This is a genomic window from Streptomyces sp. NPDC048506, from assembly GCF_040651315.1.
Taxonomy (GTDB): Bacteria; Actinomycetota; Actinomycetes; order Streptomycetales; family Streptomycetaceae; genus Streptomyces.
Genome location: NZ_JBEZIX010000030.1, coordinates 68738 through 94223, shown reverse-complemented (window position 1 = coordinate 94223; position 25486 = coordinate 68738). Strand labels below are relative to the sequence as shown.

Here is a 25486-nt window from a genome sequence, read left to right as displayed (position 1 = left end):
CCATGACATCGGACACGGGCACGGGCACGGGCACGGGCACGGCAGTGGAGACGGAACGCGGATTGGTCTACGGCCCGAGCGGCAAGCGGCTGGACCTCCACCGCCCGGAAGGCCCGGTGCGCCCGCTCCCCACCCTGCTGCTCTGGCACGGAATCGGGCCGGACGAGCGGGATGTGCTGGAGCCGCTGGCACGGACCGCGGCGGCCCGCGGCCTGCTGGTCCTGGTACCGGACTGGCGCTCGGACGCCCCGGACGGCGGCCGGTCGCAGCTGCTCCAGTCGCTGGCCTTCGTCCGCAAGGAGGCGGGCGGGCTGGGCGGCGACGGGGAGTCGTTCGTGCTGGCCGGCTGGTCGGCGGGGGCCGGGGCCGCGCTGGGGGTCGCCCAGCGACCCGAGAGCGCGGAGGGGTGGCACCCGACGGCGGTGGTCGCTGTCGCGGGCCGCTACGACCTGCCGGCGCGCACCACCGGCACCGCCCCGCTCGCCGACCTCGCCGCCGGCCTGACCCCGACCGTGCCGGTCCACCTCGTCCACGGCAGCCGGGACACCGTCGTGCCGGCCCAGCACTCCCGCGACCTGGCGGACGCGCTCCGCGCCGCGGACAACCCGGTGACGTACCAGGAGCCGGACACCGACCACGCGGGCGTGATCATGACCGTGTACGACCCGGCGGTGGACCGCTGCGTCCCGACGACCGCCGCAGACGCGGTGCGGGCGGGGCGGCTGGTGGCGGGGGTGCTGGCCGAGGCTGCTAGGGGCAGCACGCGCGGGAGTGGTCACTCGTTGTGATGACGCGAGATGGTATGGCCGTTACCGTGGACGAGCAGGCCGAAGAATCCCGTCCATGGGAGGAACCATGACCGCCGAATCCGTCGAGCAGCATCACTGGCCGATGCCCCCGCTGGACGGGTACACGGTGGACGACCTGTTCACACTGCCGGATCTCCCGCCGCACACCGAGCTGATCGACGGGAGCCTGGTCCTCGTGAGCCCGCAGCGCTACTTCCACTTCAGCGCGATCGACCTGCTGGTGAGCGGCTTGCGCCGCACCTTGCCACCTCACCTCAAAGTCGCTCGCGAGATGACCGTGGTGCTGGACCGGCGCAACGGACCCGAGCCGGATATCTCCGTCGTGAAGGCCAGCGCGAAGAAAGGAGCGCAGCAGACGCACTTCAAGGGCGAGGATGTCCTGATGGCCGTCGAGGTCATCTCTCCTGAGTCTGAGTCGCGCGACCGCCATACGAAGCCACACAAGTACGCCGCCGCAGGCATCCACCACTTCTGGCTGGTCGAGATGGCGGATCCCGACGACCGTCCGGTCATCCAGGTCTACGAGCTGGGGCAAACCACCGGCACCTATGCCTTGACCGGCATTCACCACAATCGCATCAAGGTGGACGTGCCCTACCCCATCGACATCGACCTGACCGCCATCGACGAGCTGTAGCAAGACCTCGGCTCAGGTCACCGTCGCCCACCCCCGCCGGACGACCAGGTGTTGAGCCTCCGCACCGACTCCTCCAGCTCCCGCCGCCTGGCGCCCTGATCCGCAGGGCCCTGCCACGCCTCCGGTACGCCTGAGGCCTCCGACGCCCGTACGTACGGCCGGACGAGGCGCCTGTCCTCGCCACACAGCAGGAGCAGGCCGGGCGGCACGCGGGGGACGCGTACGAGGCGGCGCCGGTCGCCGGGTTCTGCGCCTGTCATCGGGCGGCCGCCCTCCGCAGAACCTCGGCGAGCCTGCGGGCGGTGGCCGCGTTGCAGTTACCGAGGGCGACGAGCGGAACGCCGTAACTGCCCGCGAAGCCCGGCAGATCGACGCCGAGCGACGGCAGCGTGATGCCGTTGTCCTTGAGCGCGGTACGCAGCTCCTCGGCGCTGTCGTGCACGTCATCGGGGGTGGAGCGGTGGAGGGACATGGGCCTTACGCCTTCCTGTACGCATTGCGACGAACCACTCACACAGTGACGTCACGCGGCGTAGCGTGAAAGGGGGTTGGGCTCCCGATCACCGCCTGGGGAATGCGCATTGCGTAGTGGTGGAAGTGCGGGGAACCGCCGGGGCCCGCCCGCAATACCTGATACCTGCGAACCAGCTACCCGTACGGCGGTGAACCGTGGCACGACGCAAGGACATTGACGGCTCGACGGGAGTCCCCACCTTCTACGGCAAGGAACTGCGCTACCAACGGGAGCAGGCCGGACTCACCCTTCAGCAGCTGGTCGAGGGCAGCTTCTACGGCCTGAGCCACCTCAGCGAGATCGAACGCGGCGAGCGCCGGATGCCGGCGGAGCTGGCGGAGCACGTGGACCGGGTCCTGAAGACGGACGGCTTCTTCAAGCGGCGTTGCGAGGACGTGCGCAAGGCGAAGGTGAAGGGTCATGTCGGCTGGTTCGAGTACGCGTTGGAGGCCGAGAAGCGCGCTGAGGCCATTGAGGAGTGGTGCCCCAACCTCATCCCCGGCCTGTTGCAGACGGCCCCGTACGCCAGGGCAGTGGTACGGGCGACGCTTCCGCTGGCGACCGATGAGGAGGTGGAGGAGAAGATCAACGCCCGCATGGCGCGGGCCCACCTGTTCGAGGACGACCACAAGACGCCTGAGTACTGGGCGATCCTGCCCGAGAACATGTTGCGCTGCCCGATCCTCCCCCCGGAGGAGATGGCCGATCAGCTCGACCACATCGCGGCGCTCGCGAGGCGCCCCCGGATCGTTCCACAGATCCTGCCGTGGAACTGCGGACCGCACCCCCTCATGCTGGTGGGCCTGTTGCAGCTCACGACCTTCCCGGACGCTCCGCCGCTGGCCTACCTGGAATCGGAGTACAGCGGTGGCGCGATCGACGATCCGGCCATCGTGAAGAAGTACCGCAAGGCATACGATCGGCTCAGGGCCGCCGCACTGCCGCCGAAGGCGTCCCTCGCCATCATCGAGGCGGCCGCGAAGGACTATCGAAATGGCATCCAGCCGGATTGACTTGAGCGCCGCCGTCTGGCGCAAGAGCAGCTACACCAGTGGCGAAGGCGGGAACTGCGTCGAGGTGGTGGACGACCTCCCCGACATCGTCCCCGTCCGCGACTCCAAGGACCCCCACGGCCCGGCGATACTCTTCCCCACCGCCGCCTGGTCGTCCTTCGTCTCCGCCGTCAAGAACGCCGCCCTGCCGGGCATTTGAGCGCTCCCGGCGGACGGCGGCCATGGGAGTACCTCCCGCCCGCGCCCCCTGAGCCCCTCCACCCCTCTCTACCTCTTGTGGGTGACCATCCGCCCGGCGTGGCGGGGTAGGTGCGCAGTGCGGGCGAACTCCCAGCCGCGCCCTCCTGCCGCGCCGGACTGCAAATCCGGAAACCTGTCCGATTCGCCCGAACTGTGCACTCTTTGGCTATTTCTCACCTTTTGGAACGTCCGGCGAACGTAGAGAGTGGGATCTGGCCCGGTGGCGAGACGCCAGCGGCGAGCGAACCGTGACAGATAGGGAGTCTCACGCATGTCTGCGATCCCTGTACGGCCCGGCATCTACAAGATCCACGCTCACATCATCGGTCCGACCAGCCTGTTGACAGCCACCGAGTACGCCGTGAAGCACGGCGCTCCGGTCATCACCGACCGGTTCAACCCTCTCCCCATCGAGCAGGAGTGGGCCATCGAGCCGACGGAGCCGGTGCCGGGGGCGCCGTATGTGGTCCGGCTCGCTCACCAGGACCAAGCCGGCCTCGTAGTGGCCGAGGAAAAGCTCTGGGTCAACAACGTTCCGCGCGCCGAATGGGCGCAGTTCACGTTCGAAAGGGTCATCGGCGGGGTCAAGATCTTGTCGGACAAGGGGCTCGCCCTGCGCGCCGGGCACCGTGGCGCACAGATCGAACTCGTCGCGCCCAAGCCCGAATTCCAGGAGACGTGGACATTGGAGTTCATCCGCCCGATCGACGAAGAGGAGTAACGCGGGGTGGGGGCCGGGAGCAGACTCCCGGCCCCCACCTATCGCAGGACCGTCGCGCCGGGTGCCGGCGAGTCCGCGACCCGCACCGCCCGGCAGGTGCCCGACGCCAGCAGCTCCGACGCCACCTGCTGCGCCGACTCCGCGTCCTTGACCAGGAACGCCGTGGTCGGTCCCGAGCCGGAGACCAGGGCGGCCAGGGCGCCGGCCGCGGTGCCGGCGTCCAGCGTCGCGGCCAGGGTCGGGCGCAGGGAGAGCGCGGCGGGCTGGAGGTCGTTGGTGAGGGTCGCGGCGAGCGCGGTGGCGTCGCCGGAGTCCAGGGCGGCGAGCAGTTCGGGGGCCGCCTCCGGCGCGGGCACGTCCGTATCCGCCGTCAGACGGTCGAACTCGCGGTAGACGGCCGGGGTGGAGAGCCCGCCGTCGGCGACCGCGAAGACCCAGTGGAAGGTGCCGCCGACGGGGAGCGGGGTGAGCAGCTCGCCTCGGCCGCGCCCCAGGGCCGCGCCGCCGACCAGACTGAACGGCACGTCGCTGCCCAACTCGGCGCAGATGTCGAGGAGTTCGGCGCGGGAGGCGCCGGTGGACCAGAGGGCGTCGCAGGCCAGCAGGGCGCCGGCGGCGTCCGCGCTGCCGCCGGCCATGCCGCCGGCGACCGGGATGTCCTTGGTGATGTGGAGGTGGACGTTCGGCTCGATGCCGTGCCGGGCGGCGAGCAGTTCGGCGGCGCGGGCGGCCAGGTTCGTCCGGTCGAGGGGGATCTGGTCGACGTCGTGGCCCTCGGCGGTGATGCGGAGGGTGTCGGCCGGGGTGGCGGTGACCTCGTCGTAGAGGCCGACCGCGAGGAAGACGTTCGCCAGGTCGTGGAAACCGTCCGGGCGGGCGGCGCCGACCGCCAGCTGGACGTTGACCTTCGCGGGGACGCGTACCGTCACCGACTGCTTCACTTGCCCGCCTCCTTGTTCTCCGCGATCCGGGCGAACTCCTCCACCGTCAGCGCCTCACCGCGGGCCTGCGGCGAGACGCCCGCGGCGACCAGCGCGGCCTCCGCGGCGGCGGCCGAGCCGGCCCATCCGGACAGCGCGGCCCGCAGCGTCTTGCGGCGCTGGGCGAACGCGGCGTCGACGACGGCGAAGACCTCCTCGCGACTGGCCGTGGTCGCGACCGGCTTGTCGCGGCGTACGAGGGAGACCAGGCCGGAGTCGACGTTGGGCGCGGGCCAGAAGACGTTGCGGCCGATGGCCCCGGCCCGCTTGACCTCGGCGTACCAGTTGGCCTTGACCGAGGGCACGCCGTAGACCTTGTTGCCGGGGCGGGCGGCGAGCCGGTCGGCGACCTCGGACTGGACCATGACCAGGGTGCGGTCGATGGAGGGGAAGGTGGCGAGCATGTGCAGCAGCACCGGGACCGCGACGTTGTAGGGCAGGTTGGCGACCAGCGCGGTGGGGGCGGGGCCGGGCAGTTCGGTGACGTGCAGGGCGTCGCTGTGGACGAGAGCGAAGCGTTCGGCGCGGCCGGGCATCCGGTCGGCGACGGTGGACGGCAGCGCGGCGGCCAGCACGTCGTCGATCTCGACGGCGGTGACCCGGTCGGCGACCTCCAGCAGCGCCAGGGTCAGCGAGCCGAGGCCGGGGCCGATCTCGACGACGACGTCGTCGGGCCGGACATCGGCGGTCCGCACGATGCGGCGGACGGTGTTGGCGTCGATGACGAAGTTCTGGCCGCGCTGCTTGGTGGGGCGTACGCCCAGCCTTGCGGCCAGCTCGCGGATGTCGGCGGGGCCCAGGAGGGGGCCGTGGTCGTCGGTGGGGCTGTTGCTCACCCGTGAAGCTTACGGCCGCACACCGGCCAGGGGCTCGCCCCCCGCCTGACGTAGAGCTTCTTGGCGCGGAAGGTCTGCTCCTGGGCGGTCGCGTCCTGGGGGCGACCGCTGCCGCCGAGGGCGTGCCAGGTGCCGACGTCGAACTGGTAGAGGCCGCCGTAGAGGCCCGAGGAGTCGACCGCGTCCGGCCGGCCGCCCGCCTCGCACTGGGCCAGCTCCTCCCACGCGAGGTGGTCGGTGCCGCGCACGGACGTCGGCAGCGCCTGGGTGCCGATGTGCACGATCTGCGGGCGCGGCGGGTGCACCACCACGCTGTGCAGCCGCTTCGGCTTCTGCTTGACGCCGTTGACGGTGCGCAGGCGGTAGGTGACCCGCCGCACCCCGGGGCGGCCCTGCTGGACGACGGACTCGGTGCCGACGGGCAGCCCGGGGTCGATCCGCTTGACCGTACGGAACGGGACGGGCTCCTCGCGGACCTCCTTGGAGCCGGTGATCCGCAGGACGGAGACGGTCTGGCCCTCGCGCGGGAAGCTGTCCGGCGGCACCGAGGTGGTGTCCTGGCCGCGCAGGGCGAGACCGGCCTCCGCGAGGGCCTCGCGGACCGTGGCGGCGTTGGTGCGGACCCGGTAGGCGCGGCCGTCGGCGATGAAGACCACGGAGCGCTCGGTGCGTACCGCGAGCTCCATGCCGTGCCGGGCGATGCGCCGGGCGCGGGAGGTCGACAGATAGGCGCCCTCGGAGCGCACGCCGACCTCGCGGAGCGCACCGGCGACGGTGTTCTCGGTGGTCCACACCGTGCGGCGGCGGCCGTCGACGGTGAGCGCGACGGGGCGACCGTGCCGGACGACGACCTCGTCACCGCTGGCCAGGTCGGCGCCGGGGCCGGGCGCGACGATGTCGTGGTCGCCGAGGTCGAGCTGCTCGTCGGCCAGCAGGTCGTCGACGTCGTCGGCGAAGGTGTGCAGGGTGCGCGGGGTGCCGTCGACGTCGAGCCGGATCGCCTTGTCGTGCGCGATGAACGCCGTGGTGCCGCCGGCCAGGAACGCCACGACCAGGGCCCGGGGCACCAGTCTGCGCAGCGCTTCGGGGCGTTCGGCGCGGCGTCTGCGACGGCCGCGCGCGGCGCGGTGGCTGCTCGGTGACGGACTCACAGCGCACTCCCCATGCCGACGGATGCGGTGGACGGGCGGAATGTAGCGGAGGGCCGGTCACTCTCCAAAGTTCATCCGATACGGAAAGTGGTCATTTCGGGGTACCCGGGAGGGGCCGTGGGGGCGCCGGGAGGGCGCCGGTGGGCCGCCGCGGGCGGCCGGGCGCCGGCCCGGTGGCCTCAGTAGTCGAAGGCGCGCGCCGTGTTCGCCGCGACGGCCGCGGCCAGGGCGTCCTCCGTCACCCCCTTGACCTCCGCCATCGCCCGCAGGGTGACCGGAATGAGGTACGGGGCGTTGGCCCGTCCGCGGTACGGCGCGGGCGTGAGGAAGGGGGCGTCGGTCTCGACGAGAACCAGTTCCGTCGGGGCGACGGCGAGCGCGTCGCGCAGCGGCTGGGCGTTCTTGAAGGTGACGTTGCCGGCGAAGGACATGAAGTAGCCGGCCGCGGCGCAGACCTCGGCCATCGCGGCGTCGCCGGAGTAGCAGTGGAAGACGGTCCGGTCCGGCGCGCCCTCCTCGCGCAGGATCCGCAGCACGTCCTCGTGGGCCTCGCGGTCGTGGATGACGAGGGCCTTGCCGTGCCGCTTGGCGATCTCGATGTGGGCGCGGAAGGACCGTTCCTGGGCGGCCATGCCGTCGGGGCCGGTACGGAAGTAGTCCAAGCCGGTCTCGCCGACGCCGCGGACCTGCGGCAGCGCGGCGAGCCGGTCGATCTCGGCGAGGGCGGTGTCCAGGGCGGCGTCGCCGCCGGCCTCCCGCGCCCCCTGCCGCGACCAGCCGTCCGGGTCGCCCAGGACGATCCGGGGCGCCTCGTTCGGGTGCAGGGCGACGGTGGCGTGCACGCTGTCGTGGGCCGCGGCGGTGTCCGCCGCCCACTGCGAGCCCTTGATGTCACAGCCGACCTGGACGACCGTCGTCACACCCACCGAGGCGGCCTTGGCGAGCGCCGCGTCGACGGTGCCCTCCTGCATGTCCAGGTGGGTGTGCGAATCCGCGACCGCCACCCGAAGGGGTTCGGGCAGCGGCGGCGGGGTGTTCTTGTCCTGCGGTGCCATGGCCGCGATCCTACGAGGACCGCGGCCGGGGCCTCACTTGCGGTGGTGCTGAAAGGGGTGCAGCAGGTCGGACAGGTGCCAGTGGTGCTTGCCGCCCTCCGGGCGGTCCTCGGCGGTGCGGTCCGCGGAGGCCCCGGACGGCGCCGCCTTCTTCTTCCCGCCCTTCTCACCGCCGTTCTGGCGCTGGTGCATGCTCGCGATCGCATCGGACACCATGGAGACCTGGCCGGAGCGCATGATGCGTACGACGTTGCTTCCGCAGTTCAGGCAGGTGGGCCGGGTCAACGGGGACGGCACCCGCTCGCCGTCCGCGTAGTAGATGACGTGCAGCTCACCCTTGCCGTCGATCTGGTGGACTATTTCGTACGCCTGCTCCCAGCCGTGGCCGCACCGCATACACGCGAAGGAGTACGCCTCGTGGGCCGCCGGCTCGGGCCGGGGGATGGGGTGGACGCCGCTGGTGGAAACGCCAGTGGTGTTCGCCGTGGTGTTAGCGATCTCGCTCATGTGCGCTCCTCTTGTCCGCTGGACAAGGTTGTCGGGAACCGTTCGTCCCTCCCCCAGTGGACGCCTTTCCCGGCCGCAATGCAGCAAGTCCCGGATGCAATTGGCCCAGATTTGGCAGACGGTAGGAAAATCACCTCATGACTCGGCCTGCGCTTTACCTTTCCAGCCAGTCATTTACCTTCTGATGAGTCGGTTTTCGCTCTGTGCTGCGCATCATTCGTCGGCGGAGCGCTTCGCGGCGGCGTGCGTGGCCGAATCCTTCACCGCGACCTTCACCGCGTTCCACCCGGTGTTCTACTCGCCGTTCTTCCCGGCGCGCTTCCCGGCGTCCTTCTCGGCGTGCTTCGCACTGACCACCGCGTCGAAGACCTCCCGCTTGGGCAGCCCGGCCTCCACGGCGACCGCGGCGATGGCCTCCTTGCGCCGCTCCCCGGCCTCCTCGCGGACCCGCACCCGGCGCACCAGCTCCTCGGCGTCCAGCTCCTGCGGACCGCTCTCCGGAGCGCCCTCGACGACGATCGTGATCTCCCCGCGCACGCCCTCGGCCGCCCACGCCACCAGCTCGCCCAGCGGGCCGCGCTTGACCTCCTCGTACGTCTTGGTCAGCTCGCGGCAGACCGCGGCCCGCCGCTCGGCGCCGAAGACCTCGGCCATCGCGACCAGGGTGTCGTCCAGCCGGTGCGGCGACTCGAAGTAGACGAGGGTGCGCCGCTCGCCCGCGACCTCACGGAGCCGGGAGAGCCGCTCCCCGGCCTTGCGGGGCGGGAACCCCTCGAAGCAGAAGCGGTCCACCGGCAGCCCGGAGACGGCCAGTGCGGTGAGCACCGCGCTGGGGCCCGGTACCGCGGTGACCTTGATGCCGCGCTCGACCGCCGCCGCGACCAGCCGGTAGCCGGGGTCGGAGACCGACGGCATCCCCGCATCGGTGACCAGCAGCACCCGCGCGCCGCCGGACAGCGCATCGGCCAGCTCCGGCGTCCGGGCCGCCTCGTTGCCCTCGAAGTACGACACGATCCGGCCGGTCGGCTGGACGTCCAGCGCCTGGGTCAGCCGGCGCAGCCTCCGGGTGTCCTCGGCGGCGATCACATCGGCGGCCGCCAGCTCGGTGGCGAGCCGCGGCGGGGCGTCCGCGATCTCGCCGATGGGCGTCCCTGCAAGTACCAGCGTTCCAGTCACCCGCCCATCCTCCCAGGACGCCGTGGCGCACCGGCCCGGCGGCGTCCGTTGTGGCGCTCCGCACCGGTCCACAGGGCGCTTCCCTACGATGGGCCGGGTGACGAGTGACACCACCGCGACCGACGCCGCCGCGCAGCGCGCCCCGGAGCCGGCCGGAGCGCCCCCGGCGTGGCAACGACGGCTGCGCCGCTTCGGCTACCCGGTCCGCCCGCAGGCCGACGTCCGGGCGCGGCTGGTACCCGCCTTCCCGGAACCGAACGGCCGGCTGTGGATGGTGCTCGGCGCCGGCCCGGCGGCCGCCGTCCGGCTGGCCCGCTGGTCGGGCTGGATCGGCCCGCTGCTGGTGGCGCTGTTCGCGGGGGTGCTGCGGTTCTGGAACCTGGGCAGCCCGCGCAAGGTGATATTCGACGAGACGTACTACCCCAAGGACGCCTGGTCGCTGCTCCAGTACGGCTACGAGGGCACCTGGGCCAAGAACGCCAATGACGCGCTGATCGCCCACCCGCCGGAGATCCTGCTCTCGCCCGAGCACTCCTACGTCGTGCACCCGCCGATGGGCAAGTGGCTGATCGCCCTCGGCGAGTGGGCGTTCGGCATGAACCCCTTCGGCTGGCGGTTCATGGTGGCGCTGCTCGGCACGCTGTCGGTGCTGCTGGTCTGCCGGATCGGGCGGCGGCTGCTGCGCTCCACGGCGCTGGGCTGCCTCGCCGGCACCCTGCTGGCGGTGGACGGGCTGCACTTCGTGATGAGCCGCACCGCCCTGCTCGATCTGATCGTGATGTTCTGGGTGCTGGCCGGGTTCGGCTGCCTGCTGGTGGACCGGGACCGCACCCGGGCCCGGCTGGCGGCGGCGCTCCCCCTCGGCCCCGGGGGCGTCGCGCGCCCGGACGACGCGGTGGGCGACCGGCTGCGGCTCGGCTGGCGGCCCTGGCGGATCGCGGCCGGCGTGTGCCTGGGCCTGTCCGCCGCCACCAAGTGGAACGGCCTGTACTTCCTCGCGGCGTTCGCGCTGATGTCGGTGCTGTGGGACGTCGCCGGGCGCCGTACCGCCGGTGCCCGGTGGCCCTTCCGCTCGGCCCTCCGCCGTGACGTCCTGCCCGCGTTCGGCTCGACGGTCGTCGTCGCCCTCGCCACCTACCTCGCGTCCTGGTCCGGCTGGATCGCCACCAAGGGCGGCTACTACCGCGACTGGGCGACCACCCCCGAGGGCCGCACCGGTGGCTGGACCTGGCTGCCGGACTGGCTGCGCAGCCTGTGGCACTACCAGACCGAGGTCTACGCCTTCCACACCGGCCTGACCACCCCGCACACCTACCAGTCCAACCCCTGGAGCTGGCTGGTCCTGGGCCGCCCGGTCTCGTACTTCTACGAGGACCCCAAGGTCGGCCACGACGGCTGCACCGCGGCCGAGGGCTGCGCCCGCGAGGTGCTGGCACTGGGCACCCCGCTGCTGTGGTGGGCCGCCTGCTTCGCGCTGCTCTACGTCCTCTACCGCTGGCTGTTCCGGCGGGACTGGCGGGCCGGCGCCATCGCCTGCGGAGTCGCGGCCGGCTATCTGCCGTGGTTCCTCTACCAGGAGCGGACGATCTTCCTGTTCTACGCGGTGGTGTTCGTCCCGTTCCTGTGCCTGGCGCTGGCCATGATGATCGGCGCGATCATCGGACCGCCGGGCTCCACCGAGCGCCGCCGGACGATCGGCGCGGTGGGCGCCGGCGTGCTGGTGCTCCTGATCATCTGGAACTTCATCTACTTCTATCCGCTCTACACGGGCCTGCCGATCCCCAAGTCGGCCTGGCACCAACGGATGTGGTTCGACACCTGGGTGTGAGTGGAGGCCGCGTCCCGAGTTCGACAATTCTGTAACAGCCCTATGACAGCGTGTCACAGGACCGTGCCCGGATCGAGACTCGGCGTCTCCCCCGTGTCCCTTAGAGTGCGAGACACGTTCTTGTGTGCGTATTCAAGGACGAGGCTCCAGGGAGGGGATCGGTGGCAATGCGCCGAGAGGTGACGTACGGGCTGATCGGCGGATCGGTGGCCCTGGTGGCGGGAGTCGTGGGTGGCCTCGTGCTGTTCGGCGGCTCGGACGACGCCTCGCCCACAGAGGTCAGGTCGGCGGACACCAAGGCGGGCGACAGCGGGCACAAGGTGCCGACCGGTCCGCTGTCCGCCAAGGAGGTGCAGACGGCCGGGCAGGAGTTCCTCACCGCCTGGCAGTCCGGTGACACCACCAAGGCGGCCGGACTGACGGACAGCCCCGCGGCCGCCAGGACCGCCCTGGAGGACTTCGCCAAGCAGGCGAAGTTCTCGAAGGTGACGGTGACCCCGGGCACCCCGGCCGGCGGCAAGGTCCCGTACACCGTCACCACCCAGATCGACTACAAGGGCAGCAAGGCGCCCTACTCGTACCGCACCTCGGCGACCGTGCAGCGCGACAAGACCACCGGAAAGCCGCAGATCGCCTGGCAGCCGACGGTGCTACACCCGGGCCTGGCCAAGGGTGACGAGCTGCGCACCGGCGAGGCCGAGGCGCCGCCGATCAAGGCCGTGGACCGCAACGGCACCGTGCTGACCCCCGAGGCGCACCCGTCCCTGGCCTCGGTGCTGGACAGCCTGCGCGACAAGTACGGCGACAAGACCGACGGCAAGCCCGGCGTGGAGCTCTTCATCCACCGCGCCAAGAGCGCCAAGCCCTCCGACCAGCTGCCCGACAAGACGCTGAAGGTGCTCTCCAAGGGCACTCCCGGCACCCTGAAGACCACCCTGGACGCCAAGCTCCAGGCCGCTGCCGAGAAGGCCGTCGCGGGCAAGAAGTCGGCGTCCGCGGCCGCCATCAAGCCCAGCACCGGCGAGATCCTGGCGCTCGCCAACTCCCCGGCCAAGGGCTTCAACATGGCCACCCAGGGCTCGCTGGCCCCCGGCTCCACGATGAAGATCGTCACCTCGGCGCTGCTGATGGACAAGGGCCTGACCGCCCCCGACAAGAAGCAGCCCTGCCCCAAGTACGTGACCGTCGGCGGCTGGAAGTTCCAGAACCTCAACAAGTCCGAGATCAAGGACGGCACCTTCGCGCAGAGCTTCGCCGCGTCCTGCAACAACGCCTTCATCTCGCAGGCCGAGAAGCTCGACGACGGCGACCTGACCAACGAGGCCCGGGACGTCTTCGGCATCGGCCTGAACTGGCAGACCGGCATCCCCACCTTCGACGGCGCGGTGCCGGTGCAGCACGACGCCCAGATGGCGGCCTCGCTGATCGGCCAGGGCGGGGTGCGGATGAACCCGCTCAACGTCGCCACGCTCGCCGCGACGGTCCGCGCCGGCTCCTTCCACCAGCCGTACATCGTCGCCCAGTCGCTGGACAACCGGAGCTTCGCCAAGGCCGCCCGCACGATGAAGCCGTCCACCCTCAACGGCCTGAAGTCGCTGATGAAGCTGACCGCGACCTCCGGTACGGCCGCCGAGGCGATGGCCGGGGTCGGCGGTGACATCGGCGCCAAGACCGGCTCCGCCGAGGTCGACGGCCAGAAGAAGCCCAACGCCTGGTTCACCGCCTACCGCGACGACCTCGCCGCGGCCGCCGTCGTGCCGGCCAGCGGCCACGGCGGCTCCAACGCGGGCCCGGTGGTCCGCGCCATCCTCACCGCCGGCTGACCGCACGAGCGGGGACCGCCGGGTCCCCGCTCCCCGTCCCACCGGCTGGATTTCCTTCGCATGGCCCGTACACCTTTCGCTAGCGTGCGGGCCATGACCGACTCCGCGCCCGCCGCACAGAGCGGCGACTCACCGGCCCACAAACGCTTCGCCGCCGACCCGCGCAAGCGTTCCGCATGACCCCGCTCGTCGTCGCGGCCGTCCTGCTGGCCGCGCTCACCCATGCCAGTTGGAACGCCATCGCCCACGGCATCCGCGACCAACTGCTGGCCTTCACGCTGGTGGGCTGCGGCGGTGCGGTGTGCGGTGTGGTGCTGGCCGTCGTCACGCCACTGCCCGCCGCCGGCGCCTGGCCCTACCTCCTGGCCTCCGCCGTCCTGCACATCGTCTACCAGGCGCTGCTGATGCGGTCGTTCCGGCTGGGCGACTTCGGCCAGATGTACCCCATCGCCCGCGGCAGCGCCCCGCTCGTCGTCACCGTCCTCGCGGCCGTCTTCGTCCACGAGGTCCCCCACGCCTGGGCGTTGGCCGGCGTGGCGCTCGCCTCCGCGGGCCTGGTCGGCGTGGCCCTCTGGGGCATCCGCACGGGAGGCACCGAGAGCTCCCGGCCGCACTGGCCCGCCATCATCGCCGCCCTCGCCACCGGCCTGTCCATAGCCTCCTACACCACCGTCGACGGCCTCGGCGTACGCGCCTCGGGCACCCCCCTCGGCTATATCGCCTGGCTGATGATCCTCGAAAGCATCGTCATCCCCTCCTACGCGCTGGCGGTCCGCCGCCGCCAACTCCTCACCGAACTCCGCCCCATCGCGGTCCGCGGCCTCACCGGCGGCGTCCTGTCCGTCTTCGCCTACGGCCTGGTCCTGTGGGCCCAGACCCGCGCCCCACTGGCCCCCATCGCCGCACTCCGCGAGTCCTCCATCATCGTCGGCGCTGCGATCGGCACCCTCTTCTTCAAGGAACGCTTCGGCGCACCGCGGATCGCTGCGGCGGGCTTGATGGTGATCGGCATCGGCCTCATTCTTCGCAATTAGCTGCGCATGGCTGAACTCCCACGTTTTTGACTGGCCCGCCGTACGGGTTGCTGTGAGTTTTTCCCGCCTTCGGCGGAGGGGTTTGCCACCCGCTCCCGCCGAAGGCGGGGAAAAACGCACAGCAACACCCACGGCGGGTCAGCCGGCAACGTGGGCAACGGATCGCAACAGCGCCTGCGCCCGCGGATCCGCCGTGACGTTGCGCTGCATGCCGTTGGTGACGTAGCCGAACGCGACTCCGCTCTCGGGGTCCGCGCAGGCCAGCGCGCCCCCGCGGCCGGGGTGTCCGAACGAGCCGGGGGCCAGCAGCGGCGAGGCGGGGCCGTGCAGCATGAAGCCGAGGCCGAAGCGGGTGTTGAGCAGGAGGGTGCGGTCGAGGCCGGCGGACTCCTCGGTGCGGGCCAGGGTGAGGGTCGCGGGCGCGAAGAGGCGGGGGTGGTCGTCCACCGGGCCGATCAGGGACGCGTAACAGCGGGCCAGGGCGCGGGCGGTGGCGATGCCCCCGGAGGAGGGGAGTTCGGCGGCCCGGTACGCCGGGGCGTTCTCGTCCGGTGCCGGCGCTATCGCGCCGAAGGCGCGGCTGGTCAGGGACGTGGGGTCGGCGTACGCATCGGCGACCGACCGCTTCGGGCGGACGCGGAGGCCGACGGAGGCGGGTGCGGCCGGTGCCTCGGCGGCGGCGATGCGGCCCACCCGGGACCGTTCCGCCTCCGGGAGGCCGATCCACAGGTCGAGGCCGAGCGGGGTGGATATCTCCTCGGCGAGCCAGTCGCCGAGGGTGCGTCCGGTGACGCGGAGCACCAGTTCGGCGATGAGCCAGCCGTAGGTCTGCGCGTGGTAGCCGTGATCCGTACCGGGCTCCCAGGCGGGGGCCTGGGCGGCGACCGCCGCGGGCCCGCTGGCGCCGTCGATGGCCTGGGCGGGGGTGAGCGGGGTGTCCAGGACGGGCAGGCCGGCGCGGTGGGAGAGGAGGTGGCGGACGAGCACCCGCTCCTTGCCGGCGACCTTGAACTCGGGCCAGTACGTGCCGACCGGAGCGTCCAGGTCGAGCAGTCCGCGCTGGTGCAGCAGCAGCGGGACGACGGCGGCGACGCCCTTGGTCGCGGACCGGATCACCTGGGCGGTGCCGGCCTCCCACGGTGCGGTCGCGCCCTCGTCCCCGTCCTTCGTGCCGCCCCACAGGTCGACGACCTTCCGCCCGTGCCGGTAGACGGCGACCGCCGCCCCCCGCTCTCCGCGCCGCGTGAAGTTGGCTGCGAAGGCGTCCCGGACCGGCTCGAAGCCGTCCTCGACCGTGCCCTGGACGTCCACCACTGTCTCCCGCTTCCCACTCATCCGTCGCTTTCGTGACCCATCCATGGTGCAACGCGCGGATCGGTGCTGATGACCAGGGCGGCGGCCCGTGGCGTTCGTCACAGGGGAACGGGGTGGGGGCACGTCACCGGGGGACGGTCACCGACCGGGGGTCGAAGCCGAAGGGCAGCTCCAGCCGATGGCTCCGCATCAGTTCCTCGTCGCAGAGCAGGTCCTGGGTGGTGCCGTCGGCGACCAGGACGCCGCCGGAGAGCACCACCGAGCGCGGGCAGAGCTCCAGCGCGTACGGCAGGTCGTGCGTGACCATCAGCACGGTGACGTCCAACGACCGCAGGATGTCGGCGAGTTCGCGGCGGGAGGCCGGGTCGAGGTTGGAGGACGGCTCGTCCAGGACGAGGATCTCAGGGCGCATGGCCAGGACGGTGGCGACGGCCACCCGGCGGCGCTGGCCGAACGAGAGGTGGTGCGGGGGGCGGTCGGCGAAGTCCGCCATGCCGACCCGGGTGAGCGCCTCGGTGACGCGGGCGTCGAGTTCCGCTCCGCGCAGGCCGGCGGCGGCCGGCCCGAAGGCGACGTCCTCGCGGACGGTGGGCATGAACAGCTGGTCGTCGGGGTCCTGGAAGACGATGCCGACCCGGCGGCGGATCTCCGCGAGGTTCTCCTTGGCGACCGGCAGCCCGGCCACCGCGACGCTGCCGGCGCCCGCTTCGAGGATGCCGTTGAGGTGCAGCACAAGGGTGGTCTTGCCGGCGCCGTTGGGGCCGAGCAGGGCGACGCGTTCGCCACGGGCGACGGTCAGGTCGACGCCGAACAGCGCCTGGTGGCCGTCGGGGTAGGCGTAGGCGAGGCCGGAGACGGCGAGCGAGGGGGCGGGCGTGGTGGTGCTCAAAGGGTCCATCCCAGGAGGCAGACGGCGAACGCGGCGAGCGGGAGGGCGGCCGCGCGGGTCCATTGTGTGCGGGTGGCGGTGGCGACGTCGATGACGGGCATGGTGCCGGTGTAGCCGCGGCTGACCATGGCGAGGTGGACGCGCTCGCCGCGCTCGTAGGAGCGGATGAACAGCGCGCCGGCGGACTTGGCGAGCACGCCCCAGTGGCGTACACCGCGCGCCTCGAAGCCGCGGGAGAGCCGGGCGATCCGCATCCGCCGCATCTCGTCGGTGATCACGTCGCCGTAGCGGATCATGAAGGAGGCGATCTGGACGAGCAGCGGGGGCATCTTCAGCCGCTGGAGGCCGAGGAGGAGTTCGCGCAGTTCGGTGCTGGCGGCGAGCAGCACCGACGCGGCGACGCCCAGGGTGCCCTTGGCGAGGATGTTCCAGGCGCCCCAGAGGCCGGACTCGCTCAGGGCCAGGCCGAGGACGTGGACCCGCGGGCCTTCGGCGACGAACGGCATCAGGACGGCGAAGGCGACGAACGGCACCTCGATCAGCAGCCGTTTGAGGAGGAATCCGGCGGGGACGCGGGCGGCCGCGGCGGTGGCCGCGATCAGCAGTGCGTAGAGCCCGAACGCCCAGACCGCCTCGCGCGGGGTGGAGACGACGATCAGGACGAAGCAGAAGACCGCGGCGATCTTGCAGTGTGCGGGCAGCGCGTGCACCGGCGAGTGTGCGTGCCGGTAGAGCTTGTGGGCATGGCCGGCGCCCATGTCAGACGTTCTCCGCCGCGGAGGCTCCGACGGCCGGCCGCGCATCGGCGGTGCGGCGGCGGCGCAGGACGACGAAGACCCCGGTCCCGACGGCCAGCGTGGCGCCTACCCCGATGACACCGGCGAGGCCGCCGGCCAGCCGCGGATCGGCGATGTCCTTGACGCTGTAGTCGGCGAGCGGCGAGTCCTTGGTGGCGTGGCCCTTGGTCTTGGTGTCGATGCCCTGGTCGTGGGCGACCTTCTCCAGGCCGTCGGGGCTGGTGGAGGCGTAGTAGCTGATGCCGCCGGCGCACACCAGGGCGGCGGCGAGCCCGGCCAGCCAGACGCGGCGGGCGGAGCGGCGCGGGGCGGCCGGCGCGGGGGCGGCCTGCGGCGCGGCGGTGGTCGCGGCGACCGGCGCGGCGACGCCCGGGGTCGCCGGCGGTGAGGTGCGCAGCTCCAGCGGCTTGGTCAGTCCGCGGGCGCCGTGGACCAGGTCGGGTCGTACGGCGATGACGGCGCCGACGGTCAGCGCGGTGATCGCCGCCTCGCCGATGCCGATCAGCAGGTGCACGCCGACCATGGCGGTGAAGACCTTGCCGATCGGCACGTCGGTGGTCCCGCCCAGGGCGTAGATCGCGGTGAAGGCGACGGCGGCGGCCGGGACCGAGACCAGTGCGGCGACGAAGGAGGCCAGGGTGATCGAACGGCGGCGCCGCGGCAGGACCTTCACCAGTCCGCGGAAGAGGGCGTAGGCCACCACGGTCGTCACGATCGCCATGTCGGTGATGTTGACGCCCAGCGCGGTCAGCCCGCCGTCGGCGAACAGCACGCCCTGCATGAGCAGCACGACCGAGACGCAGAGCACCCCGGTGTACGGGCCGACGAGGATCGCGGCGAGCGCCCCGCCCAGCAGGTGACCGCTGGTGCCGGCGGCGACCGGGAAGTTCAGCATCTGCACGGCGAAGATGAACGCCGCGACCAGCCCGGCCAGCGGCGCCGTCCGCTCCGCGCCGGCCCCGATGCCCTGCCCCGTACCCGCCAGCTCGCGCCGGGCGCCGCGCAGGCTGACCGCGACCGCGGCGGCGGCGACCGCACCGGTCGCGACCGACACGGGCGCATTGATGAATCCATCGGGTACGTGCATCTCGGGTTCTCCGCTCCAGGCTCTGTAACCCGGCAATGGTGGGGCCTGTTGCAAGGAAGTTGCAAGAGCGCCCCACATGCGGGACCAGCGGCGCAGAGCGGTAACCACCAGGGCGCCAGCGACTGGCAGCACCCTCCATGACCTCTCCGGCCCGGACGGTGGAACGGCCGCTCGACTCGACCGGGCTACCGGGAAGACGGGTTCGTAATGCCGCGGTCGAAATTCCCCGCCCCTCCATAGCAAGAACAGGGAAACCAATCAAAGAACCATCAAGCGCAAAAAATCGGACAAACGCGCATTAATTACATTGAGCGGGCTCAAGCGGAAGACTTATCGTTTGACCATGAAAACTTTCACATGAAACACTTGTGTTCGATCCGGGGTTCAACCCGGACGTATCCGTACTCCCTCATGGGGGAAGAGAGAGGATATTTGATGCGGATATCCAAGAACGTCACTGCTCTCGCCGCGGGCGCGCTGGCGGCGCTGGCGGTCACCACCGCACCGGCGTATGCGTGGGAGTCCAACAACCATTCCTGGGGGGAAGGCAAGGAAACCCGTCGCTTCTTCGACCACCACGGGCCGGCCTGGCAACTCATCAACCTCGACGGCTGCTCCACTAATTCTGGTGGGTTCAAGTCGGCGAAAATCGCCCAGCGGAACGACGTCTCCATGGCGCCCGACCCCCTGCTCGACAGGTTCACGAACAAGTGCAACACGCACACCAGCCACTTTGCGCTGTCGCGGGACGACACGTGGTACTACGTACTTGAGAAGCTCGACAACGGCAGCACGCTGAAGATTAAGAAGCTGACGGTCATCAGCGGCCGCTGAAACACATGAGACGTGCACCGGGGAGGGTGCGGCTCGCCCGCCCTCCCCGGTCGCCGAAGAGGGCAATGAACCTGATATTCAAAGACTGCACTTTTGGTTACCGCAAGGGCAGGCCGATCTTTTCCGGTTTCGATCTGGAAATCGATCGCGACAGTTCAGTACTCCTCGGCCCCAACGGCGCAGGGAAATCGACCCTACTGAAGCTGGCCGCAGGCATCCACGCTCCATGGAGTGGCCGAATCGAATTCGGTCACATCACCACCTCCCACCGGAAGCACCGCCGGGAGTGGCGCACGCGCATCGGCTGGTTGCCGCAAGAAGTCACTCCGGTGCCCGGCCTCCGCGTTCGGGAACAGGTCGCCTATGCAGGATGGCTCAAGGGGCTCTCCAAGGCTGAGGCATGGACAGCATCCAGGTCCGCCCTGTCCCGCATGAACTTGCTGGACCTCAGCGAAAGGCCCAGCCACCAACTGTCAGGTGGCCAGCTGCGGCGGCTGGGGATATCTCAGGCACTCGTCCATCGAGCCGACATCGTTCTGCTGGATGAGCCTACGGCGGGACTCGACCCCGCCCAGCGCGGATCCTTCCGGAAAGTCATCGAAGGGCTCGCGAATGATGTTCAAGTGGTGATCTCCACGCATCAGACCGAGGATCTGGCCGATATTTTCGATTCCGTGATTGTGCTGTGTGACGGGCGACGCGTCCATCAGGACTCGGTATCGGATTTCCTGGCCCACGCGGATCCGAACACACCCGCGGAGCGTAAAGCCGAGTCCGCATACGGAAACATCATTAGCGGAGATGATTGAGACATGCCCTGGATTCGCCATATGCGCTCCTCGGCCTCGCTTTACGGCTTCATCGTGGCACTCCCGCTGGTGTTTTGGCAGGTAGAGAGCCAGCAGTTGGCTTATGTTAATGGATACTGGTCCACGAGCATCAGCAAAGCCAGCCACCTACTTTTCCTGGTAGCGCCGATATGTGCAGCCTGCGGCGCATGGGAGGGACATCGGGCGAAATCGGCCAGAACTCACGAGGGAGCGCCGGCCAGATCCGCCCTCCGCATCGCCTTTAACTCCTTGCTCCCGGTGTTTGCCGCGGGTGCGACAGGAATGGCGCTTGCGGTTCTGCTCCTCTACCCCGGATCATGGTTTCCCTTCTTTTCCAGCATTACCCTGCTCCCGGCCATGTGGCTGGTATCGATCATCGGCTACTCGTTCGGCGGATATGTACTTGGCCTCTCGCTGCCGAACGCCGTCGCGCTGCCCCTCGCCATTGCGGTGAGCTACATGGCCATGGCGTATCCGCCCGCGATGGAACCGTTCTGGCTTCGCCACCTCACCGGCGGCGGGATCAATAATTGCTGTTCGGTGAACCAGACGCTGGACATACGAGCCATCATGACGCCCATGATCCTAATGGGCTGTGTTATTCTCGCCTGTCTGCTCCTCGTTCACCTCGGTCGAAGCATCCTCACCGTGGTAATGGCACTCACCGTGATATCTGGCGGAATTTACGGTGGCGTTGCCATGGTTCACCATATGACGGCGATTCCCGGAGTGGACCGCTCCGACAGCCGGTGCGAAGGAAACGCACCCCAACTGTGCCTCTTTCCGGAGCAGGAGGACAAGCGTCAGGAAATCCTGGAGAGCGCCAGGTCGACCTATCAGGCACTGCGCACAGCCGGCCTTCACCCACCCGGCACCCTCAGCACGAGCGGCAATCCTTCGCCCTCGGTTCGACTCGACCTGGACGCTCGCACCTCGACCAGAGAGATGCCCCTCACCATCGCCGGCGGCATGATTTCCCACTCTCTGCCCCGTTGCGCTCAGGACGGGAGCTATCCGGGCGCTGACGCGTACAAACCACTCCAGGCCTGGCTGTCCCTCGCGGGAGGAATGAGTGCGCAGGAGCTCTCGCGCGGAGGCGTGGATTCCGAAGCGCTTGCCCTGGCCAGCAGCACGAGAAAACTCCCCAAACAAGATCAGCTCAGTTGGTACAGGTACAACCTGGCCAGCACTTATAGCTGTTCCACCGCGCCCTTGCTGGAACCCAAAGCTCCTTCCGCAGCCCAGATGAAGGAAGTTCCGTGAGTTGGTGGTTCCGGGTCCAATGGGTGGGTCCCTACGTGGGGATTCTCATCCTGAGCATGGGACTCGCCTTCGTATCCCATTCGTCATCCGTCCCCCTGCCAAGCTCCATAGGCGGCTACACCTTCCCGGTTCCCGTGCCGCTCCTGCTTCCTCTGGCGCCCACGATCTGCCTCTTGCTGGGGCTGGAAAGGGGGGCAAAAGCGGGCCAGGGTGTGGCGGTACGCCGTATTTCGTGGATGAACTCGGTACTCGTGGTGTGCGGCGTGGCGGCGGGCTACACATTCGGGCTGGTGCAGTACGCGTCGTACGACGATCCCTCCGGTCTCGGCCTGGCCAGAAATCTGGCGGGCTATGCAGGGCTCGCGTTGGTGATGCGCTGGGCCTTCGGTGCCCGGGTCGCGCCGATCGTGACGGTCAGCTTTCCGTTCCTGTGTACGTTCCTGGGACTGGACGCGACCGGTACGCCTCAGCCATGGGCCTGGCCGATCGACAGCGCGACCTCAACGTCGGCAGCGGTCCTGGCCCTTGCGCTACTCGGCACAGGTGTCGCCCTGTCGCATCGCGACCAGCCGAGCCGGCTGGTCGCCGGCGACGCTCACCAGTGAGCGTCGCCGCCACGGCCGAGAACCGCCAGCCCAAGTTGCCACCCCCACCTGCGCCCGAAACCATGGACGGGTGAGCGATGCACCCGAGGGCCTCGGGCCGCGCCCGGAACCGTCTGCCGCCGAGCCGACCGGACGGCTGCGCCGCATGCCGGTCGCGCCCGCTCCGCCCGGCTCGTACCTGCGATTTCCCCATCTGCACGGCGATCTGCTCTGCTTCACCGCCGAGGACGACCTGTGGGTGGCCCCGCTCGCCCCGGACGGGCAGGAGCCCGGGCGCGCCTGGCGGCTGACCGTCGACCGGACCCGGGTCGGCCACCCCCGCTTCTCCCCCGACGGCCGGCACATCGCCTTCACCAGCTGGCGCAGCCTCGACCCCGAGGTGCACCTCGCGGAGGTCGACGGCGGCCCGGCACGCCGGCTGACGTACTGGGGCAGCACGGACGCCCGGGTGTGCGGATGGACGCCGGACGGGCACATCCTGGCCGTGTCCTCGCACGGCCAGCCGTTCTCGTACTACTCGTGGGCGTACAAGCTGCCGACCGACGCCGGTCCGGGCGGGAAGCTGCCCTGGGGGCCGGTCTCCGACATCGCGGTCGCCGACGTCGACGGGGAGCACAAGACGCTGCTGCTCACCGGCAAACCGCCGCACGAACCCGCCTCCTGGAAGCGCTACCGGGGCGGCGCGATGGGCAGGATGTGGCTGCACGGGACCCGGCTGCTGCCGGATCTGCGGGGGCATCTGGACTCGGTGATGTTCGTCGACGGACGGATCGCCTTCCTGTCCGACCACGAGGGCATCGCCAATGTGTACTCCTGTCTGCCGGACGGGACCGGTCTGCGCCGGCACACCGATCACGCCGACTTCTACGCCCGGCACGCGTCGACCGACGGGGAACGCATCGTCTACCAGTGCGCCGGCGACGTCTGGTTGGTCGACGACCTGAGTCCGGGCGCGGCGCCGCGCAGGCTGGCGGTGCGGCTGGGCGGGCCGCGGACCGGCCGCCGCGGCTACCAGGTCCCGGCCGCCTCCCACGTCACCTCGCTCGCGGTGGACGCCACCGGGCGGGCCAGCGCGGTCGGCGTGCGCGGCAGCCTGTACTGGCTCACCCACCGCGACGGCCCGGCCCGGACGATCCACGACACCCCGGGCGTCCGCGTCCGGCTGCCCGAAATGCTGGGCTCCAGCGGCCGGATCGCCTACGTCACCGACGCCGAGGGCGAGGACGCCGTCGAGATCACCAATCTGCCGCGGGCCAGCGAACCGGGCGAGCCGCGCCGACTGGCGGCCGGTCGACTGGGCCGGGTCCACGAGATGGCCTCCTCGCCGGACGGGGAACGGCTGGCGGTGGCCACGCACGACGGCCGGCTGCTGCTGGTGGACGTGACCCGGCCGGACGAGGGGTCGACCGAGGAGGACCGCAGCGCGGCGGAGGACGCCGCCGGGCCCGGCGGGGTGACCGAGTTGATCCGCTCCACGAACGGGCCGGTCCGCGACCTGGCGTTCTCCCCGGACTCGCGCTGGCTGACCTGGTCGCACCCGGGCATCGGCCGGTCGCTGCGGCAGATCAAGATGGCCCGGCTCGCCGACCGGCACGTCGTGGACGTCACCAACGGGCGCTTCGAGGACGAGCAGCCGGTGTTCACGCGGGACGGGCGCTACCTGGCGTTCCTGTCGTGGCGGGGCTTCGACCCGGTCTACGACGTGCACACCGGGGACCTGTCCTTCCCGCTGGGGTGCCGCCCGCACCTCGTCCCGCTGTCGTCGGCCACCCCGTCCCCCTTCGCGCTGTCCCCGGAGGGGCGGCCCGCGGCGGGCGGCCTGGACCCCGACGAGAATCCTCCGCCGGGCGGGGAGGGGACGGTGCTGGTGGAGGTGGAGGGGCTGGAGAACCGGGTCACGCCGTTCCCCGTGGCGGCGTCCAAGTACTCCTCCCTGGAGCCGGTCAGCGGCGGTGGGCTGGTGTGGCTGCGCTGGCCGATCTCCGGCGCGCTGGGCGAGACCTTCGCCAACCCCGACAACACCTCGGGCAAGCCCACCCTCGAACACTTCGACCTGACCAAGGCGCGGCGCACCGAACTCACCAGCTCCCTGGACGGGTTCGCACTCAGCGGCGACGGCACCCGGCTGGTCGTCAACGACGAGGGCGAGCTGCGCGCGATCCCGGCGACCGAGCCGTCGGACAGCGACTCCACCGTCTACCTGGACCTGCGGCGCATCCTGCACGACGTCGATCCGGGGGCGGAGTGGCGGCAGGGGTTCGACGAGGCGGGCCGGATCATCCGGGCGTACTTCTGGGACCCGGGGATGTGCGGTATCGACTGGGACGGGGTGCTGGCCCAGTACCGGCCCCTGGTCGAACGGGTCGCCTCCCCCGACGAGTTCGCCGACCTGCTGCGCGAGGTGCTGGGCGAACTGGGCACCTCGCACGCCTACGTCGCCGGCGCCCGGCGCAACGAGGGGCCGCCGCACTACCAGCGCGCGATGGGCCTGCTCGGCGCCAACTTCGTGTGCCGGGACGGCCGTTGGATCGTCCAGCGGATCCTGCCGGGCGAGTCCTCGGACTCCAAGGCCCGCTCCCCGCTGGCCGGTACCGGCATCCGCGAGGGCTCCGCGCTCACCCATGTCGACGGCCGCCGGGTGGACCCGGCGACCGGCCCGTACCCGCTGCTGGCCGCGGCCGGCGGCACCACCGTCGAGCTGACGTTCTCCCCGCCGTCCTCGCCGGACGGCAACGGGCACGCCCGCCGGGTCGCGGTGGTCCCACTGGTCGACGAGCGGCCGCTGCGCTACCAGGACTGGGTCGCCAAACGCCGCGCCGTGGTACGGGAGTTGAGCGGCGGCAGGTGCGGCTATCTGCACATCCCCGACATGGGCGGCTCGGGCTGGGCGCAGTTCAACCGCGATCTGCGCAAGGAGGTCGCCCGGCCCGCGCTGATCGTGGACGTACGGGGCAACGCCGGCGGCAACATCTCCGAGCTGGTGATCGAGAAGCTGACCCGGACCATCATCGGCTGGGACCTGACCCGCGACGCCGAGCCGGTCTCGTACACCGGCAACGCCCCGCGCGGCCCGGTCGTCGCGGTCGCCGACGAGATGACCTCGTCCGACGGCGACATGATCACCGCGGCCTTCAAACTCCAGGGCATCGGCCCGGTGGTCGGCATGCGCACCTGGGGCGGGGTGGTCGGGATGACCGGCCGGCACCGGCTCGCCGACGGCACCACGATCACCGTGCCGATGAACGCGGCGTGGTTCCGGCTCTACGGGTGGGGCGTGGAGAACCACGGCGTCGAGGTCGACATCGAGGCGCTGCGCTCGCCGCTGCACTGGGCCGAGGGCCGGCACCCGACGCTGGGCGTGGCGGTGCGGACCGCGCTGGAGCTGCTGGAGCGGCACCCGGCGGCGACGCCTCCGGACCTGTCGGACGTGCCGGACCGGCGGCGGCCGGCGCTGCCGCCGCGCAGCGGGGGCGCGGCCGAGGCGGCCGGGGCCTGACCCTCGCGGTCTGCCCGACGAGTCAGGGTCGGACCCGGCCATGACCC

25 protein-coding genes are annotated in these 25486 nt (G+C 70.8%); 13 read left to right on the top strand and 12 right to left on the bottom strand.

Annotation, left to right across the window (positions count from 1 at the left end; translation table 11 throughout):
- Positions 1–2 precede the first annotated feature (2 nt).
- Both AB0C96_RS24375 and AB0C96_RS24370 read left to right on the top strand, forming a co-directional pair.
- On the top strand, positions 3–788 hold the full coding sequence (locus tag AB0C96_RS24375; RefSeq protein ID WP_362919834.1) for an alpha/beta hydrolase: 786 nt from the start codon (positions 3–5) through the stop codon (positions 786–788).
- A 67-nt stretch (positions 789–855) separates the two neighbouring features.
- The gene (locus tag AB0C96_RS24370; RefSeq protein ID WP_362919833.1) at positions 856–1446 is read left to right on the top strand and encodes a Uma2 family endonuclease; all 591 of its coding nucleotides are present in this window, start codon (positions 856–858) and stop codon (positions 1444–1446) included.
- 17 nt (positions 1447–1463) lie between these two features.
- Here the strand turns inward: AB0C96_RS24370 and AB0C96_RS24365 are convergent, their stop codons facing one another.
- Complete coding sequence (locus AB0C96_RS24365; RefSeq protein WP_362919832.1) at positions 1464–1706, bottom strand: hypothetical protein; 243 nt, start codon at positions 1704–1706, stop codon at positions 1464–1466.
- The gene (locus tag AB0C96_RS24360) at positions 1703–1918 is read right to left on the bottom strand and encodes a hypothetical protein (protein WP_362919831.1); all 216 of its coding nucleotides are present in this window, start codon (positions 1916–1918) and stop codon (positions 1703–1705) included. The genes AB0C96_RS24365 and AB0C96_RS24360 overlap by 4 nt, the downstream gene beginning before the upstream one ends.
- 197 nt (positions 1919–2115) lie before the next feature.
- Here AB0C96_RS24360 and AB0C96_RS24355 point away from each other — a divergent pair, with 197 nt between their 5' ends.
- The 3 genes from AB0C96_RS24355 to AB0C96_RS24345 all read left to right on the top strand — a co-directional run bounded on the left by AB0C96_RS24355 (position 2116) and on the right by AB0C96_RS24345 (position 3934).
- Complete coding sequence (locus tag AB0C96_RS24355; RefSeq protein WP_362919830.1) at positions 2116–2973, top strand: helix-turn-helix transcriptional regulator; 858 nt, start codon at positions 2116–2118, stop codon at positions 2971–2973.
- The gene (locus tag AB0C96_RS24350; protein ID WP_362919829.1) at positions 2954–3172 is read left to right on the top strand and encodes a DUF397 domain-containing protein; all 219 of its coding nucleotides are present in this window, start codon (positions 2954–2956) and stop codon (positions 3170–3172) included. Before AB0C96_RS24355 ends, AB0C96_RS24350 begins: the two co-directional genes overlap by 20 nt.
- 312 nt (positions 3173–3484) lie before the next feature.
- A complete protein-coding gene (locus tag AB0C96_RS24345; RefSeq protein WP_362919828.1) occupies positions 3485–3934 on the top strand; it encodes a hypothetical protein in 450 nt (149 codons plus the stop codon).
- A gap of 38 nt (positions 3935–3972) precedes the next feature.
- On the opposite strand, the gene AB0C96_RS24340 is transcribed toward AB0C96_RS24345, so the two are convergent.
- The 6 genes from AB0C96_RS24340 to rsmI form a co-directional block, all read right to left on the bottom strand.
- Positions 3973–4875: a 4-(cytidine 5'-diphospho)-2-C-methyl-D-erythritol kinase gene (locus tag AB0C96_RS24340; protein WP_362919827.1), complete on the bottom strand. Its 903-nt coding sequence runs from the start codon at positions 4873–4875 to the stop codon at positions 3973–3975.
- Positions 4872–5750, bottom strand: coding sequence for a 16S rRNA (adenine(1518)-N(6)/adenine(1519)-N(6))-dimethyltransferase RsmA (gene rsmA, locus AB0C96_RS24335; RefSeq protein WP_362919826.1), 879 nt, complete (start codon positions 5748–5750; stop codon positions 4872–4874). The genes AB0C96_RS24340 and rsmA overlap by 4 nt, the downstream gene beginning before the upstream one ends.
- Entirely contained in the window at positions 5747–6901 is a 1155-nt protein-coding gene (locus AB0C96_RS24330; RefSeq protein WP_362919825.1) for a ubiquitin-like domain-containing protein, read from the bottom strand. The genes rsmA and AB0C96_RS24330 overlap by 4 nt, the downstream gene beginning before the upstream one ends.
- 179 nt (positions 6902–7080) lie before the next feature.
- The gene (locus AB0C96_RS24325) at positions 7081–7956 is read right to left on the bottom strand and encodes a TatD family hydrolase (protein WP_362919824.1); all 876 of its coding nucleotides are present in this window, start codon (positions 7954–7956) and stop codon (positions 7081–7083) included.
- 33 nt (positions 7957–7989) lie between these two features.
- A complete protein-coding gene (locus AB0C96_RS24320; RefSeq protein ID WP_362919823.1) occupies positions 7990–8463 on the bottom strand; it encodes a hypothetical protein in 474 nt (157 codons plus the stop codon).
- A 294-nt stretch (positions 8464–8757) separates the two neighbouring features.
- Positions 8758–9639 (bottom strand): 16S rRNA (cytidine(1402)-2'-O)-methyltransferase, encoded by an 882-nt coding sequence (rsmI, locus tag AB0C96_RS24315; RefSeq protein WP_362919822.1) that lies wholly within the window; start codon positions 9637–9639, stop codon positions 8758–8760.
- An 88-nt stretch (positions 9640–9727) separates the two neighbouring features.
- On the opposite strand from rsmI, the gene AB0C96_RS24310 reads away from it, so the two are divergent.
- The 3 genes from AB0C96_RS24310 (at position 9728) to AB0C96_RS24300 (ending at position 14324) form a co-directional block, all read left to right on the top strand.
- Entirely contained in the window at positions 9728–11467 is a 1740-nt protein-coding gene (locus AB0C96_RS24310; protein WP_362919821.1) for a phospholipid carrier-dependent glycosyltransferase, read from the top strand.
- A gap of 167 nt (positions 11468–11634) precedes the next feature.
- Positions 11635–13290: a penicillin-binding transpeptidase domain-containing protein gene (locus tag AB0C96_RS24305; RefSeq protein WP_362919866.1), complete on the top strand. Its 1656-nt coding sequence runs from the start codon at positions 11635–11637 to the stop codon at positions 13288–13290.
- 176 nt (positions 13291–13466) lie between these two features.
- A complete protein-coding gene (locus AB0C96_RS24300; protein WP_362919820.1) occupies positions 13467–14324 on the top strand; it encodes a DMT family transporter in 858 nt (285 codons plus the stop codon).
- 138 nt (positions 14325–14462) lie between these two features.
- On the opposite strand, the gene AB0C96_RS24295 is transcribed toward AB0C96_RS24300, so the two are convergent.
- The 4 genes from AB0C96_RS24295 to AB0C96_RS24280 all read right to left on the bottom strand — a co-directional run bounded on the left by AB0C96_RS24295 (position 14463) and on the right by AB0C96_RS24280 (position 18411).
- Entirely contained in the window at positions 14463–15659 is a 1197-nt protein-coding gene (locus AB0C96_RS24295; RefSeq protein ID WP_362919819.1) for a serine hydrolase domain-containing protein, read from the bottom strand.
- A gap of 103 nt (positions 15660–15762) precedes the next feature.
- Positions 15763–16536: an ABC transporter ATP-binding protein gene (locus AB0C96_RS24290; protein ID WP_362919818.1), complete on the bottom strand. Its 774-nt coding sequence runs from the start codon at positions 16534–16536 to the stop codon at positions 15763–15765.
- Positions 16524–17285, bottom strand: coding sequence for a cobalt ECF transporter T component CbiQ (gene cbiQ / locus AB0C96_RS24285; protein WP_362919817.1), 762 nt, complete (start codon positions 17283–17285; stop codon positions 16524–16526). The genes AB0C96_RS24290 and cbiQ overlap by 13 nt, the downstream gene beginning before the upstream one ends.
- 1 nt (position 17286) lies before the next feature.
- A complete protein-coding gene (locus tag AB0C96_RS24280) occupies positions 17287–18411 on the bottom strand; it encodes an energy-coupling factor ABC transporter permease (protein WP_362919816.1) in 1125 nt (374 codons plus the stop codon).
- Positions 18412–18846: 435 nt separating this feature from the next.
- On the opposite strand from AB0C96_RS24280, the gene AB0C96_RS24275 reads away from it, so the two are divergent.
- The 5 genes from AB0C96_RS24275 to AB0C96_RS24255 all read left to right on the top strand — a co-directional run bounded on the left by AB0C96_RS24275 (position 18847) and on the right by AB0C96_RS24255 (position 25439).
- The gene (locus AB0C96_RS24275; RefSeq protein ID WP_362919815.1) at positions 18847–19245 is read left to right on the top strand and encodes a hypothetical protein; all 399 of its coding nucleotides are present in this window, start codon (positions 18847–18849) and stop codon (positions 19243–19245) included.
- 65 nt (positions 19246–19310) lie between these two features.
- On the top strand, positions 19311–20054 hold the full coding sequence (locus AB0C96_RS24270) for an ATP-binding cassette domain-containing protein (protein ID WP_362919814.1): 744 nt from the start codon (positions 19311–19313) through the stop codon (positions 20052–20054).
- Positions 20055–20057: 3 nt separating this feature from the next.
- On the top strand, positions 20058–21338 hold the full coding sequence (locus AB0C96_RS24265; protein WP_362919813.1) for a hypothetical protein: 1281 nt from the start codon (positions 20058–20060) through the stop codon (positions 21336–21338).
- A gap of 56 nt (positions 21339–21394) precedes the next feature.
- On the top strand, positions 21395–21943 hold the full coding sequence (locus tag AB0C96_RS24260) for a hypothetical protein (RefSeq protein ID WP_362919812.1): 549 nt from the start codon (positions 21395–21397) through the stop codon (positions 21941–21943).
- A 145-nt stretch (positions 21944–22088) separates the two neighbouring features.
- Entirely contained in the window at positions 22089–25439 is a 3351-nt protein-coding gene (locus AB0C96_RS24255; protein WP_362919865.1) for a S41 family peptidase, read from the top strand.
- The last annotated feature ends 47 nt before the right edge of the window (positions 25440–25486 follow it).

Bases quoted from the DNA above. Each gene is read 5' to 3' on its own strand.
- AB0C96_RS24375 (WP_362919834.1), top strand. From the start codon at position 3: ATGACATCGGACACGGGCACGGGCACGGGCACGGGCACGGCAGTGGAG.
- AB0C96_RS24370 (WP_362919833.1), top strand. From the start codon at position 856: ATGACCGCCGAATCCGTCGAGCAGCATCACTGGCCGATGCCCCCGCTG.
- AB0C96_RS24365 (WP_362919832.1), bottom strand. From the start codon at position 1,706: ATGACAGGCGCAGAACCCGGCGACCGGCGCCGCCTCGTACGCGTCCCC.
- AB0C96_RS24360 (WP_362919831.1), bottom strand. From the start codon at position 1,918: ATGTCCCTCCACCGCTCCACCCCCGATGACGTGCACGACAGCGCCGAG.
- AB0C96_RS24350 (WP_362919829.1), top strand. From the start codon at position 2,954: ATGGCATCCAGCCGGATTGACTTGAGCGCCGCCGTCTGGCGCAAGAGC.
- AB0C96_RS24345 (WP_362919828.1), top strand. From the start codon at position 3,485: ATGTCTGCGATCCCTGTACGGCCCGGCATCTACAAGATCCACGCTCAC.
- AB0C96_RS24325 (WP_362919824.1), bottom strand. From the start codon at position 7,956: ATGGCACCGCAGGACAAGAACACCCCGCCGCCGCTGCCCGAACCCCTT.
- AB0C96_RS24320 (WP_362919823.1), bottom strand. From the start codon at position 8,463: ATGAGCGAGATCGCTAACACCACGGCGAACACCACTGGCGTTTCCACC.
- AB0C96_RS24310 (WP_362919821.1), top strand. From the start codon at position 9,728: ATGGGCCGGGTGACGAGTGACACCACCGCGACCGACGCCGCCGCGCAG.
- AB0C96_RS24305 (WP_362919866.1), top strand. From the start codon at position 11,635: ATGCGCCGAGAGGTGACGTACGGGCTGATCGGCGGATCGGTGGCCCTG.
- AB0C96_RS24300 (WP_362919820.1), top strand. From the start codon at position 13,467: ATGACCCCGCTCGTCGTCGCGGCCGTCCTGCTGGCCGCGCTCACCCAT.
- AB0C96_RS24295 (WP_362919819.1), bottom strand. From the start codon at position 15,659: ATGAGTGGGAAGCGGGAGACAGTGGTGGACGTCCAGGGCACGGTCGAG.
- AB0C96_RS24290 (WP_362919818.1), bottom strand. From the start codon at position 16,536: ATGGACCCTTTGAGCACCACCACGCCCGCCCCCTCGCTCGCCGTCTCC.
- cbiQ (WP_362919817.1), bottom strand. From the start codon at position 17,285: ATGGGCGCCGGCCATGCCCACAAGCTCTACCGGCACGCACACTCGCCG.
- AB0C96_RS24280 (WP_362919816.1), bottom strand. From the start codon at position 18,411: ATGCACGTACCCGATGGATTCATCAATGCGCCCGTGTCGGTCGCGACC.
- AB0C96_RS24275 (WP_362919815.1), top strand. From the start codon at position 18,847: ATGCGGATATCCAAGAACGTCACTGCTCTCGCCGCGGGCGCGCTGGCG.
- AB0C96_RS24270 (WP_362919814.1), top strand. From the start codon at position 19,311: ATGAACCTGATATTCAAAGACTGCACTTTTGGTTACCGCAAGGGCAGG.
- AB0C96_RS24265 (WP_362919813.1), top strand. From the start codon at position 20,058: ATGCCCTGGATTCGCCATATGCGCTCCTCGGCCTCGCTTTACGGCTTC.
- AB0C96_RS24260 (WP_362919812.1), top strand. From the start codon at position 21,395: ATGGGACTCGCCTTCGTATCCCATTCGTCATCCGTCCCCCTGCCAAGC.
- AB0C96_RS24255 (WP_362919865.1), top strand. From the start codon at position 22,089: ATGCCGGTCGCGCCCGCTCCGCCCGGCTCGTACCTGCGATTTCCCCAT.